The organism is Flavobacterium alkalisoli (genome assembly GCF_008000935.1).
Classification (GTDB): domain Bacteria; phylum Bacteroidota; class Bacteroidia; order Flavobacteriales; family Flavobacteriaceae; genus Flavobacterium; species Flavobacterium alkalisoli.
Genome location: NZ_CP042831.1, coordinates 1,299,476 through 1,312,793, shown reverse-complemented (window position 1 = coordinate 1,312,793; position 13,318 = coordinate 1,299,476). Strand labels below are relative to the sequence as shown.

At 40.5% G+C, this 13,318-nt stretch carries 13 protein-coding genes; 4 read left to right on the top strand and 9 right to left on the bottom strand.

Annotated features, from left to right (window positions below; translation table 11 throughout):
* Window positions 1-25: 25 nt before the first annotated feature.
* The 4 genes from FUA48_RS05760 to FUA48_RS05745 form a co-directional block, all read right to left on the bottom strand.
* Window positions 26-1,171 (bottom strand): hypothetical protein, encoded by a 1,146-nt coding sequence (locus tag FUA48_RS05760; RefSeq protein WP_147582659.1) that lies wholly within the window; start codon window positions 1,169-1,171, stop codon window positions 26-28.
* Window positions 1,172-1,186: 15 nt separating this feature from the next.
* Window positions 1,187-1,885 (bottom strand): hypothetical protein, encoded by a 699-nt coding sequence (locus FUA48_RS05755; protein ID WP_147582658.1) that lies wholly within the window; start codon window positions 1,883-1,885, stop codon window positions 1,187-1,189.
* The gene (locus FUA48_RS05750) at window positions 1,875-2,432 is read right to left on the bottom strand and encodes an RNA polymerase sigma factor (RefSeq protein WP_147582657.1); all 558 of its coding nucleotides are present in this window, start codon (window positions 2,430-2,432) and stop codon (window positions 1,875-1,877) included. Before FUA48_RS05750 ends, FUA48_RS05755 begins: the two co-directional genes overlap by 11 nt.
* A gap of 145 nt (window positions 2,433-2,577) precedes the next feature.
* Complete coding sequence (locus FUA48_RS05745) at window positions 2,578-3,642, bottom strand: NADH:flavin oxidoreductase (protein WP_147582656.1); 1,065 nt, start codon at window positions 3,640-3,642, stop codon at window positions 2,578-2,580.
* 124 nt (window positions 3,643-3,766) lie between these two features.
* On the opposite strand from FUA48_RS05745, the gene FUA48_RS05740 reads away from it, so the two are divergent.
* Window positions 3,767-4,129 (top strand): winged helix-turn-helix transcriptional regulator, encoded by a 363-nt coding sequence (locus tag FUA48_RS05740; RefSeq protein WP_147582655.1) that lies wholly within the window; start codon window positions 3,767-3,769, stop codon window positions 4,127-4,129.
* Window positions 4,130-4,183: 54 nt separating this feature from the next.
* On the opposite strand, the gene trxA is transcribed toward FUA48_RS05740, so the two are convergent.
* The 4 genes from trxA to FUA48_RS05720 form a co-directional block, all read right to left on the bottom strand.
* Entirely contained in the window at window positions 4,184-4,501 is a 318-nt protein-coding gene (gene trxA / locus FUA48_RS05735; RefSeq protein WP_129750743.1) for a thioredoxin, read from the bottom strand.
* Between the two features lie 108 nt (window positions 4,502-4,609).
* On the bottom strand, window positions 4,610-9,106 hold the full coding sequence (gene dnaE, locus FUA48_RS05730; protein WP_147582654.1) for a DNA polymerase III subunit alpha: 4,497 nt from the start codon (window positions 9,104-9,106) through the stop codon (window positions 4,610-4,612).
* Window positions 9,107-9,329: 223 nt separating this feature from the next.
* On the bottom strand, window positions 9,330-9,701 hold the full coding sequence (locus FUA48_RS05725) for an RNA recognition motif domain-containing protein (RefSeq protein ID WP_129750741.1): 372 nt from the start codon (window positions 9,699-9,701) through the stop codon (window positions 9,330-9,332).
* 143 nt (window positions 9,702-9,844) lie between these two features.
* Window positions 9,845-10,315 carry a DUF6252 family protein gene (locus FUA48_RS05720; protein ID WP_147582653.1) on the bottom strand — a complete coding sequence of 157 codons (471 nt, stop codon included), beginning with the start codon at window positions 10,313-10,315 and terminating at the stop codon, window positions 9,845-9,847.
* A 234-nt stretch (window positions 10,316-10,549) separates the two neighbouring features.
* Between FUA48_RS05720 and FUA48_RS05715 the strand changes: the two genes are divergently transcribed.
* Genes FUA48_RS05715 through FUA48_RS05705 form a run of 3 tightly spaced genes read left to right on the top strand, consistent with a single transcriptional unit; the run spans window position 10,550 to window position 12,416 of the window.
* Window positions 10,550-11,104: a 30S ribosomal protein S16 gene (locus FUA48_RS05715; RefSeq protein ID WP_147582652.1), complete on the top strand. Its 555-nt coding sequence runs from the start codon at window positions 10,550-10,552 to the stop codon at window positions 11,102-11,104.
* A 14-nt stretch (window positions 11,105-11,118) separates the two neighbouring features.
* Window positions 11,119-11,649 carry a ribosome maturation factor RimM gene (rimM, locus tag FUA48_RS05710; protein ID WP_147582651.1) on the top strand — a complete coding sequence of 177 codons (531 nt, stop codon included), beginning with the start codon at window positions 11,119-11,121 and terminating at the stop codon, window positions 11,647-11,649.
* Between the two features lie 59 nt (window positions 11,650-11,708).
* Entirely contained in the window at window positions 11,709-12,416 is a 708-nt protein-coding gene (locus FUA48_RS05705) for a tRNA1(Val) (adenine(37)-N6)-methyltransferase (protein ID WP_147582650.1), read from the top strand.
* Here the strand turns inward: FUA48_RS05705 and FUA48_RS05700 are convergent.
* Window positions 12,405-13,193, bottom strand: a complete 789-nt coding sequence (locus FUA48_RS05700; protein WP_147582649.1) for a hypothetical protein — start codon at window positions 13,191-13,193, stop codon at window positions 12,405-12,407. The genes FUA48_RS05705 and FUA48_RS05700 overlap by 12 nt on opposite strands.
* Window positions 13,194-13,318: the final 125 nt, after the last annotated feature.

The window sequence follows — 13,318 nt, the reverse complement described above, 5'->3', positions numbered from 1 at the left end:
AAATGTAGCGAAAAAATGATTGTTATTAAAGGTCAACTCTCAACCCGAAGAACACTGCATGATCCTTATGCGCCGAATTCGTAAATACATTGTTAAGTTCGTAGTTTGCAAAAAGGCTCAAACTGCCGAAGCCCACATAACCTTTAAGTCCGTAGACAAATTTCTCTGTATTGTAATCCTGGCGGGTTTTTACTCTTACATCTTTTCCATCCTCTACATATTTCATCCATTGCATGGCACCCGTATTAATACCTGCATAACCACCTATACCCACTTTAAAACTTTGTGAGGTATCATACCTGAAATAATCGGCATACTCTCTTTTTTTAGACGGACCAAACTCCAAAAACACAGGAACAACTATATTACCTATCATAAGTACATTTCGCTTAATCTGATAAGGAAAAACCTCCAGCGTAGTATAACCGTCATTATTTACAAAGTATTTATTATCTCTTGGCCCCAACTGGTTTTGCTGATAAGAAACACCATAAGCCAGCCTCCAGAAATTTGACTCTTTAAGCAAACGTGTACGGAAAGTCAACCCTATTTCAGCAAATGCGCTTTTACCAACCTTATAAGTACCCCCCAGGTCGGTTCCTCCTCCTGTAGTACCTCCTAAACCAAAGGCGAAAACCATATCGGTATAAGTAAGTTTATCATATTTTGGTTTTTTGTTGGGTGCCTTATACTCCATTCCAAGCAGAAAGCTTCCGTTATCATCAACCACATTACCCCAGCCTATTGCAATATAGCCTCCCAAGTTTGGTGAGTAATTATAAACCACATCCCTTTCGGTAAGTTCAATCTGGTTGTTTATTATTGCAATTTTATTATCTATATTCTCTGCCGTTTTTTTAGCAGCTTCCTGTTTAAGTGCGGTAGCTTTTTCTTCAGTTATATCACCTTTTTCAAGCCTTTCGTCTATCTTTTCAATCTGTTTTTTAAGGTCAAACTTTTCGGCTTCCACAATATTCTCCTTTTCCCCTTCAAAAGCTTCCAGCTTTCGTTTTTTCAACCTTTCATAGTACTCCTGATCGGTTTCATTCCACCAATTTTCTTTTTTTTCTTTATCCTGTTTTTTTACAGAATCCTGCTCTGTTTGGGCGTTAACTTTAGGCAAAAAAATCCCTGTCGCCAAAAAGGCGATACACAATAAGGTGCGTTTCATAATTAAAAGATTAAGTTATTGTTTGTCTTTTACGGCTATGCGTATGGTTCTATTTTGAAGCGAAAAAATCTTCATGGCTTTTTCGCGATAATAGTCATTCATTTCCAATTCTACCTCTCTAAGCAGGGCGGTATCATCAGTAGGAGCTTTAAGCAGTTTATCTGTTGCCATTTCTTTTACGGCATTTTTAAGAAGGTAATCTACTTCCTGCTCATAAAGCTCCTCTCTAGTCAGTAGTTTTACATCCTGCAGAGCCGCAACATTTACTTCAGGAAGACTCTCATTCACCTGAATATTTCTATAAGTTCTTGCAATTACCTTTACTTCCTCTCTGGGCTGAACAAAATCAGTCTGTAGCAACTTTTCTTCCTTATAAGCTACAACTTCATGGTTTTGCTGTAGCTGTAAAACAGATTCCGATATAATTACAGGCTCTTCTCCCTTATTTATTATTTCTGTCTTGCCAGAATCAACAACTACCTGAGGCTCTGTGACAACATCTTTATTATTACCCGACACAAAGAAATATCCGCCAGAAAGCAATACCAACACAACTGAGGCGGCATAATAAAACGTTACTCTTTTCTTCTTCTTTTTATCTTTTCCCTGTTGCCTGTTCTGCGCAATACGATCCCATGCCTGTGCGCTTGGCGCAATGCTTCGGTTACCGAGCTTTTCGGCAAGTTGCTGTTCCAGGTTTTTATTATCTTTCATTTTCCATTCTCTTTAATACGCCTAACTGTTCCTGCAATTGCTTGCGTGCCTTGAACAATTGTGACTTCGACGTGTTTTCACTAATAGCCAGCATTTCTGCTATTTCCTTATGGCTGTACCCTTCAATCGCAAACATAACCAATACGGTTCGGTAACCTTCCGGCAGCCTGTCTATAAGCAGTTGAAGCAAATCGGCATCTATATCAATGTCACCTGTAACTACCGGAGGCACTTCGGCCGTTTCAATATTCTCAAAATAAAGTTGGGTACGTTCCCTTAAAAAATCAATGGCTTCCCTCACCATTATCCTTCTCAGCCAGCCTTCAAAGCTGCCTTCAAACCTAAACCTACCCAAATTATCAAGTGCACGGGTAAAACCCTGTATCATTACATCCTCAGCATAATGAAGGTCTTTTATATATATCCTGCATACGCCAAGCATTTTTGCCGCATAGCGGTCATACAGCTGCCTTTCGGCACGGCTGTCTCCCTGCAGGATCTTTTTTATGATCACTTCATCAGAAGTATGTAATCTGATAATCTTCAAAAGGTTTAAAATTGGTTTATATCTCTAAGACGGAAAATTTTTATTTCAAGTTGCCTGAGGTTGTAATTTTTTTTTTCTAAATGTACAGAAAATAAAAACCCGAAGCATCCTGCCCCGGGTCTAAATAATCAGTTTAAATCCTTTATTAATAAAGCTTTTGGGCACTTGCAGCCTCAAAAGATTTAAGTTCTTCAAATCTTCCCGATTTTATTTTCTTTACCCATTCCGGATCCTGAAGAAGCGATCGCCCAACAGCAACCAAATCAAAATCACCCCGATCAAACCTGCGTATCAGTTCGCTTAAATCTCCCGTAGAAGCTCCTTTCCCTTCCCCGAAAAACTCAAGAAAATCTCCGTTAAGCCCTACAGAGCCTACTGTAATGGTAGGCTTACCTGTTACTTTTTTTAACCAGCCTGCAAAATTAAGATCGCTGCCATCAAATTCATTTTCCCAATAGCGACGTTGCGAACCGTGAAAAATATCAACCCCTGCCTCAGCTAACGGCACTACCCACTCTTCAAGTTCCTGAGGTGTATGAGCCAGCTTTACGGTAAAATCCTGTTGCTTCCATTGCGACAGCCTCATAATAATTACCATATCAGGACCAACAGCTTTACGGATGGCCTTTACCACCTCAACTGCAAAACGACTGCGCTCTTTAAGCGTTTTACCGCCATACTCATCGGTACGTTTATTGGTTTGCTGCCAAAAGAACTGATCTATAAGATAGCCATGTGCACCATGTATTTCTATAGCGTCAAAACCAAGTGTTTGTGCATCTTTTGCGGCCTTTGCAAAAGCATCAATAGTTGCCTGAATATCGCCCAGTGTCATAGTATCCGGACTTTCAAGCGGCGACGATGGCAACCACTCCCCTGCCTGTGTATTACCAACATGCCATATTTGAGGTGCTATTTTTCCTCCGGCAGCATGCACTTCCTCTGCTACCTTCTTCCAACTAGCAAGTGCCTCATCTCCGTAAAAGTTAGGAATATCTTTCATGTTTTTAGAAGCCGGCCTGTTTATTACGGTACCTTCGGTAAGTATAAGGCCTACCTCACCTGCTGCACGTCGTGCATAATAATCTACTATCAGCTGATTAGGAATGCCATCTGTGGCAAAAGCGCGGGTCATAGGCGCCATAACAAATCTGTTCTTTAGTTGCAGGCCTTTATATTGAAACGGTGTAAATAGGGAATCAAAATTCATTTTTAGTCTTTTAAAAATTTTAAGGTTTCTTCTTATTATTATCAAATAGTTACACAAAGTAACTGATAATAGTTTACTTTTGTAACTAACTTTAGTTTAAACTGGTAACCTCTAAGTAACCATAATGACACGAAACCTTTTTAAATACAGTGACTGCCCCATGCACCGTTCTATGGCAATACTGGGCACAAAATGGAAACCAATAGTAATTTACATGCTAAGGGAACGCACGGCACGTTTTGGGCAACTGCATGCATCTATAGGAAGTATTTCTAAAAAAGTACTTACCACCACCTTAAAGGAACTGGAAGAAGACGGTATTTTACACCGGGAAGAATTTAAAGAACTGCCACCAAGAGTAGAATACAGCCTTACAGAAAGAGGCCGCACGCTTGTACCAATTATAATACAACTGGCCAAGTGGGATAACGAGCACTACGAACACAATAAGAAAAATCATCCTGCACAAAAAGAGGCTGCAGTATAAAAACAAAAACTCCCGCTGTTGCGGGAGTTTTTGTATATCTAAGTAATCAGACAATTATAGTAACGCGTCGATAGCATCAGTATAAGTTTGCTTAGGAGCAACACCTACCTGTCTTCCTACTACTTCTCCGTTTTGGAAAACTAATACAGTAGGAATGTTTCTTACTCCGTATTTTGCAGCAAACTCTTGGTTTGCATCAACATCAACTTTACCAACAACAGCTTTACCTTCGTAATCTTTGCTGATTTCGTCAATGATTGGGCCTACCATTCTACATGGACCACACCATGCTGCCCAAAAATCTACTAATACCGGTTTATCTGATTTTAATACTACATCTTCAAAAGTAGCATCTGTTATTGCCTGTGCCATATGTATAATAGTTAAGTTTTAAAAAACAAAAATAGGTATAAATATTTAAAAGATTAGTTAAACATTTATTAGTTTTAGTTATCAACGCATAGACGCAAACTATAAAAACTAATTAAGTTTAAAGTTAACCTGCAGCCTTTCAAGCTCATGCAAAAGTTCGTTTGATATTTTTATCTTCAGCTTCCTGCTTGGCATGCTCAGCTTGGTTACTACCTGTATATCTTCCACATCTGCCATTACGCTTTCCGGCATCTCTCCTTCAAATTCAGCTTCAGCATCATCGTCCAACTGTTCCACAGCGGCGGCAGCCACTTCCACTTTTCGTTTTACCTTCTCCAGTTCCAACACCTCAAACTGTACCGAATGATCGCCCCTGTTATGTTTAAACAGTTCGCTAAGATGAACAATTAACTGTTCCTGCAAATCCAACACATTAAACTGTATGATAAGCTTTTTCGCAAAAGTGGTAAGTACATCCTGCAAGTACTGTATGGCTATAAACTGTATCCTTGGTTCTCCCCGCTTGCCTTCAGCATTTACCCAACCTTCCCTAACCATTACCTTAAGGTAGGTAAAATTATTAGGGATAAGGAAATGCCTGAACTTTAGATATTCCTCACCATAAATACGGAACTCGTGGTTTTCGTCATAACCCTCGAGCATGAACGAAGCCCAGCCCTTACCGTTTTTGGCAACGCGGTGTTGCACGTTTGAAATTATACCGCCAAAACTAAGGTTCTTGTTTACATGCTGCTCCAGCGATTTAAGCGCCTCAAGCCTTGCATTACAAAAATATTTCATCTCAAACTTGTAGTCATCCAGCGGGTGACCTGAAATATAAATACCCACAACCTCTTTTTCCTTCGCCAGTTTTTCCATTGTACTCCACTCCTCACATGGTGGCACAACCGGTTCCGGTATCTGCACTTCACTGGCTTCACCAAAAAGGCTCACCTGCGATGAGTTTTCATTTTCCTGATACTTAGACCCGTAGCGCATGGCTTTTTCAAGGAAGGTAAGATTCTCCCCGTCATCATGGAAATACTGAGCCCTGTGTGTATCGTTAAAACAGTCGAAACCTCCTGCAAGAGCAAGGTTCTCAAAAGCCTTTTTATTGGCCGCACGCAAATCAATACGCTTGGCAAGATCGAATATCGACCTGTATCTTCCGTCTTTACGATTCTCTACAATGGTATCAACCGCACCGGCACCCACACCTTTAATAGCACCCATACCAAAACGTACCGCGCCATGGTCGTTTACCGTAAACTTATAATACGACTCGTTAACATCAGGCCCCAATACCTCTAAGCCCATTCGCTTACACTCTTCCATAAAGAAAGAAACCTGCTTAATATCATTCATGTTATTGGAAAGTACCGCCGCCATGTACTCTGCCGGATAATGCGCCTTTAGGTAAGCCGTTTGGTAGGCTACCCACGCATAACACGTAGAGTGCGACTTGTTGAAGGCATAACTCGCAAATGCCTCCCAGTCTTTCCATATCTTTTCAAGCACTATGGCATCATGACCCTTTGCAGCGGCCTGCTCCACAAACTTGGGTTTCATTTTATCAAGTACATCCTTTTGCTTTTTACCCATCGCCTTACGCAGTACGTCGGCCTCACCTTTAGTAAAGCCCGCCAGCTTTTGCGACAGTAGCATTACCTGCTCCTGATAAACGGTAATACCATAAGTCTCCTTTAGGTATTCTTCACAGGCATCAAGGTCATACTTTATTTCCTCTTCACCGTTTTTCCTTCTAATGAAACTCGGGATATACTCCAGCGGCCCCGGACGGTACAATGCGTTCATCGCAATAAGGTCGGCAAATACGGTAGGCTTAAGTTCCTTCATGTACTTTTGCATACCGGGCGACTCGTACTGGAACACCCCTACGGTTTCACCGCGCTGGAAAAGCTCATACGTCTTAACATCATCAATAGGGAAATTATCCGGGTCTAGGTCTATGTTGTGCTTGTACTTAACAAGCTTAACCGTATCTTTTATCAGAGTTAGTGTCTTTAACCCCAGGAAGTCCATCTTCAGTAGTCCTGCACTTTCCACCACCGAGTTATCAAACTGGGTAACATACAGATCAGAATCCTTTGCTACCGATACCGGAACGAAGTTGGTAATATCATCGGGCGTAATAATTACACCGCAGGCATGGATACCTGTATTACGCAACGACCCTTCCAGCACTTTTGCCTGCTGAATGGTTTCCGCTCCTAAGTCTTCACCATCTGCAAGACCCAAAAGCTCCTGTACTTTTTCAAACTCATCCGAACGAAGTGCACCCTTAAGCGCATTGGCATCAAGATTAAATATCTTGGCCAGCTTCATATTAGGGATAAGCTTAGCAATCTTATCGGCTTCAAAAAGCGGAAGATCGAGTACCCTTGCGGTATCACGTATAGACGATTTTGCTGCCATGGTACCATAGGTAATAATCTGCGCTACCTGATTGGCCCCGTACTTATTGATTACATAATCCATTACACGCCCTCGGCCCTCATCATCAAAGTCGATATCAATATCGGGCATCGATACACGGTCAGGATTAAGGAAACGCTCAAATAGCAAATCGTAAGCAATAGGGTCAATATTGGTAATACCTAAACAATAGGCAACCGCCGATCCTGCCGCCGAACCACGGCCCGGCCCTACCGACACCCCAAGGTTTCTTGCCTCGGCAATAAAATCCTGTACAATAAGGAAGTAACCCGGATAACCGGTATTTTCAATAGTCTTAAGCTCAAAATCAAGCCTCTCCCTTATATCATCGGTAATTTCGGTATAGCGTTTTTCTGCCCCCACATAAGTAAGGTGGCGTAAAAATTTGTTCTCCCCACGCTTACCGCCATCCTGCTCATCCTCTGCAACCAGAAACTCTTCCGGTATATCAAACTTAGGCAGCAGTACATCACGGTACAGCGAGTAGGTTTCTACCTTATCCACTATTTCCTGAATATTCACTATGGCATCAGGAACATCAGCAAAGAGCTTTTTCATCTCATCGCCCGGTTTAAAGTAATATTCGTTATTAGGAAGCCCGTAACGGAAACCACGTCCGCGCCCTTTAGGCGTAGCCAGTTTTTCCCCGTCCTTAACACACAATAAAATATCGTGTGCATGGGCATCTTCCTTATCTACATAATAAGTATTGTTTGTAGCTATAAGCTTTACCTCATGTTTTCGGGCCATTTTTATAAGAGTATCGTTTACACGATTCTCATCTTCCTGCCCGTGGCGCATTAGCTCTATATAAAAGTCATCACCAAACTGTGCTTTCCACCACTGCAAAGCTTCCTCTGCCTGGTTTTCACCCACGTTAAGTACCTTACTAGGTATTTCCCCGTAAAGGTTACCCGAAAGCACCATGATATCTTCCTTATACTTCTCGATAACTCTCTTATCAATCCTTGGCACATAATAGAACCCGTCAGTATAGGCTATAGATGACATTTTTGCCAGATTGTGATAGCCCTTCTTGTTCTTGGCAAGCATTACTATCTGGTAACCGTTATCTTTTCTGGTTTTATCTTTATGATCTTCGCAAACAAAAAACTCACAACCTACAATAGGTTTCATAATCACTTCGGTAGGTTCTTCCCCTTTTTCAACCAGCTCCTTGTTTTTTGCTTCGGCTGCCTTGTTATGATTAAGAACATTACTCACAAAGTGAAATGCCCCCATCATGTTGGCATGATCGGTCATGGCAACAGCAGGCATTTTATATTTAGCTGCAGCCTTAACCAAATCGGGCACCGCAATGGTAGACTGCAGTACCGAAAATTGAGTATGGTTGTGCAGGTGCACAAACTCCACCTCTTTCATGTCCTGTTTCAGCTCAGGCGATACAGGTTTTATAACCTCTTCCCCTTTCAGCTTTTCAAGACGTTTCCTTACTTCGGCCGAAGCCGCTTTAAGGTTTATATGCTTTAACCCTATCAGCTGTATGGTCTGCGGGTTCTTTTCTTTAAACTCATGAAAGTAAGTTGGTGCTACATCCAGCTCCTCTTTAGTAAAGATTTCTCTTTTTACCAATTCAAGAAAACAGCGGGTTGTAGCCTCAACGTCAGCAGTAGCATTATGCGCTTCGGCAAACGGTTCTCCAAAAAGATATTCGTGAAGTTCTGTTAGTGTCGGCAGTTTAAATTTACCTCCACGACCTCCGGGAATCTTAAGTAATTCTGCAGTAACCTCAGTACAGGTGTCCAGTATAGGCATCGCTGCCAGCGGGCTATCCATAGTAAACCTATGGAATTCACACCCCATAATATTAACGTCGAATCCAACATTTTGCCCCACTATAAACTTGGCCTTACCCATAGCCTCATTAAATTTCTCCAATACACCCTGCAGGTCTACCCCCTGCTCTAAAGCAAGCTCGGTAGAAATACCGTGTATACGTTCGGCATCATAGGGTATATTAAAGCCTTCAGGCTTTATAAGATAATCCTGATGTTCTATAAGCCGCCCCATCTCATCGTGCAGCTGCCATGCTATCTGTATACAGCGGGGCCAGTTATCGGTATCGGTAAGCGGCGCATCCCATCGCTTGGGTAATCCGGTGGTTTCGGTGTCAAAAATCAGGTACATAACCGGTTAATTATTTGGAGGTTAAAAGAAAAGGAATGCCTTGCGGCCAACTTTTCAAAATTAAGGTTTTTACCCTTTAACTACAAACCCTGTTTAAGGGTGCAGCAGATATGTTTTCAACAAACGGTTATTAAGTCAGCCAAACCCTGTTTTCAAAGCAAAAAACTATAAAATAAAAAATCCCGGCATAAGCCGGGATTTGTATTAAAAAGTAAAGCGTATCTTAGTAACCACCGCGATTATAACCTCCACGGTCTCCACCGCCTCTGTTATAACCTCCTCTGTCACCACCGCCACGGTTGTTACCATAACCACCGCTACGGTTGTTATTAAAACTTCTGCGTTCACCTTGCGGTTTCGGCTCCGATTTATTCACAACAATGCTACGACCTCCAAAATCAGAACCGTTAAGTCCTTCAATTGCAGCCGCACCTTCTTCCTCGTCCGGCATTTCTACAAAGCCAAAACCTTTACTTCTTCCAGTCTCTCTATCTGTAATTATTTTTACAGACTCAACTGAACCATAAGCCTCAAAGGACTCTCTTAAATCAGCTTCCTTTGCTGTGAAAGGAAGGCTACCAACGAATATATTCATATAAATTAATTATTTGTTCCTTATAAGGCTTATACAAATGTAATCTTATTTGGCTTCAAAAAACAAAAGATGCAATATTTAATAAAATTTTAATATAAAATTATTGTAAACAAAAAAACCACCTTAACGGTGGCTTAATATTATTATTGACCTACTGGTTGTATCGGAACCCTGTAAAACACACCGTTTCGGAAGTTAAGAACAGTCCCGTCGTCTTCAACTGCATTGAAACGGAACGTACCTGTAATGAAGCCCTGAGCCATATCAGTATCTTCTACAGTTATCTCAATTTTCCCATCACCTAAATCAGTACCTGTCTGGTAATTTTGCTCTATACCATCTACAGAAACGCTGAAAGTAGCCTTATTCTGCTCATTTACACCCAAGTCATAAACACCCGGATCTACCGAAGCAGTTCTTAATGTAAGGATTTCAAAACCGTTTGTAGCAACTATAGTTAGTGAATTATCTGTCTCTCTTGTTGCTGTATACTGTGCAGCTCTCCACAGTTCATCGTCTTTAAGCCCCTGAACTGCCGGATTATTGAACTTAACGTCTTCCTCACACGAGGCAAAAGTTACCAATAGCACTAATAGTGATAAAATCTTTTTCATTATATTAATATATCTTAAAGAAATGGTGTATCAATTTTTACAACGACAAAAATAGTTTTTTATGACATATATCCTAATTAAAATATAATAAATCGCGTTAAAAGTATACAATTTGAGCTTTCATTCGACAAAAAATCATAAAAAATAAGTTTTAAAACAATTATCTCCTAAACTTTTATATCTTTGCACCCTTAATTAACAGAGGTCGGGAACCTCACATTTAATCTAAAGATTATGCCTGTAAAAATCAGATTACAAAGACACGGTAAAAAAGGAAAACCTTTTTACTGGGTAGTAGCTGCGGATTCACGCGCTAAAAGAGATGGTAAATTCCTTGAAAAACTGGGAACTTACAATCCAAACACTAACCCTGCAACTATCGACCTAAACCTTGATAGCGCTGTTAAGTGGTTACATGATGGTGCTCAGCCAACTGACACTGCAAGAGCAATCCTTTCTTACAAAGGTGCTTTACTTAAACACCACCTTGACGGAGGTGTACGTAAAGGTGCACTTACTCAGGATCAGGCTGACGCTAAACTAGCTGCTTGGTTAGAAGAAAAAGAAACTAAGATCGACGCTAAGAAAAACGGACTTTCTACTGCTCAGGCTGATGCTAAAGCTAAAGCTCTTGCTGCAGAGAAAAAAATTAACGAAGATCGTATAGCTGCTGCTAAACAAGCTGAAGCTGATGCTGCTGCTGAAGAAACTGCTGCTGCTGAAAGCGAAGAAACTGTAGCTGAAGCTGATACAACTTCAGAAGAAAACACAGAAGAAACCCAAGCTTAATTTGACTGCGATTTATGCGTAAAGAAGATTGTTTCTATTTAGGCAAAATCGCCAAAAAATTCAGTTACAAAGGTGAAGTCCTTATCTATTTAGATACTGACGAGCCGGGTTTGTATGAAAACATGGAATCAGTGTTTGTTGAAATAAACAAACATCTGGTTCCATTTTTTATTGAAACATCTTCACTACACAAAGGCGATTTTTTAAGAACACGCTTTGAAGATGTGAGCAGCGAGGAGGACGCCGAAAAGATTTTAGGCTGCGAAGTATACCTTCCCCTGTCAATGCTACCTGAACTGGAAGGCGATAAGTTTTATTTTCATGAAGTAATAGGTTTTGATGCCGAAGACCAGCGTTTAGGCAATGTTGGTAAAATAGTAGGCATTAACGATACATCGGCTCAGCCACTTTTTGAAATACTCAAAGGCGATATTGAGATCCTTATACCTATGATAGATGATTTTATCATAAAGGTAGACCGTGAAAACAAAAAAATTATCCTTAACACTCCTGAAGGGCTTATAGACCTATACCTAAACAGTTAATTGTTTTGGGTTAACACATCTTATCTCATTACTCAAATCTAACATCTCACTTTTAAGAAATGTTCCAATTCAAGCAATTTACCATACAACAGGATAAATGTGCCATGAAAGTGGGCACCGATGGTGTTTTGCTTGGCGCCTGGACACCGGTTGTAAACAACCCTTTCAGCATACTTGACATAGGAGCCGGAACCGGACTTATAGCCCTGATGCTTGCACAGCGCAGCCATGCAGAACAGATTGACGCTATTGAGATTGATGATGACGCCTACGAACAGGCTGTAGAGAACTTTGAAGAAAGCCCTTGGAGCGACCGCCTGTTTTGTTATCACGCAGGCCTTGATGAGTTTGTAGAGGAAATGGAAGACGAGGAATATGATATTATTGTATCCAACCCTCCTTTTTACACCGAGAATTACAGCTCAGGAAACGAACAGCGCGACAAAGCACGATTTACCGAATCGCTGCCTTTTAAAGAGCTTATTGAAGCTGCTGCCATGCTACTTTCTGAAAACGGCATTTTTTCAGTAATTATTCCTTTTAAGGAAGAAGAAAAATTTAAGGCTATTGCTGCTGAGTTCGGTCTTTACCCTGCCAAAATAACAAGGGTAAAAGGCACCCCTGAAACAGAAATCAAGAGAAGCCTTTTAGCCTTTATACGACAGCAAACCGAAACTGTCATTGATGAGCTGACTATAGAGACTGCCCGCCATCAATACACTTCGGAATATACTGCACTTACTAAAGATTTTTATTTAAAACTTTAATTTAGGCATAATTACCTTAAGCCCAAAGTTAGGAGCCGTAATAGTCTTTTTAGATGGTTTATGCTCAAACACAACTTCATAATCAACCTTAAGGTGTTTGTTTATATTGTTCCAAAAGTAACTATTGGTTCCAATGGGATTAATCCATCCGCAATAATTATCTGTTGTAGTAGGATGAAAATCAATCCAGGTCATTTCTTTGGGATCTGTAATTTTTGCCGGTTTTCCTGCAGCATCATAATACCCCACGCCTTCAAGACTTAAAAAAAGTCCTTCTTTAGACATCATTATACTGTACTCCGTTAAATCAACCTCAACTACACCTTTCTGTCCAGGCTCAAGAAAAACAATTATTTCCTGTGTAGCTATAGGATCTCCCGGTATAAAAGTAGCATACGAAAATTTAGCACCAGTTTTAGGATGATAAGTATCCTGCACGTAATCGTGCTTTTTGTATATTTTAATACGGGCTTCTGTTTTGTGCTTTACTTTAGCCACTTTAAAAAGCATGGATTTAAGATAAACCCCATCTTCCCCTGTAGTATTCTCAAAATAATAGGCAACTTTACTATCAGCACTAATAGTCTGTCCTTTTTTGGATTTCTTACTGTTAAGTTCACCCAATAAAACATCAGGAGTATCTTCACTCACAGCAAGCTCATTAAGGCTGTAATTTAAAACAGTATTGTTTGCACTATCTACGTTTGCCATTGCCGTATCCTGAGCATAAAGCGCAACACTTAACAATGCTGTTGAAGCAATTAATAATGGTTTCATATTTTAGCTGGTTTTAAGATTTACCAATATATAACAGTTTAATGAGGTATTTCCATATGTCAGCTAAAAAATACAACATTTTATTCTTGATTTGTTACAATTCTTGTTTACTTTTGCCTTCAACT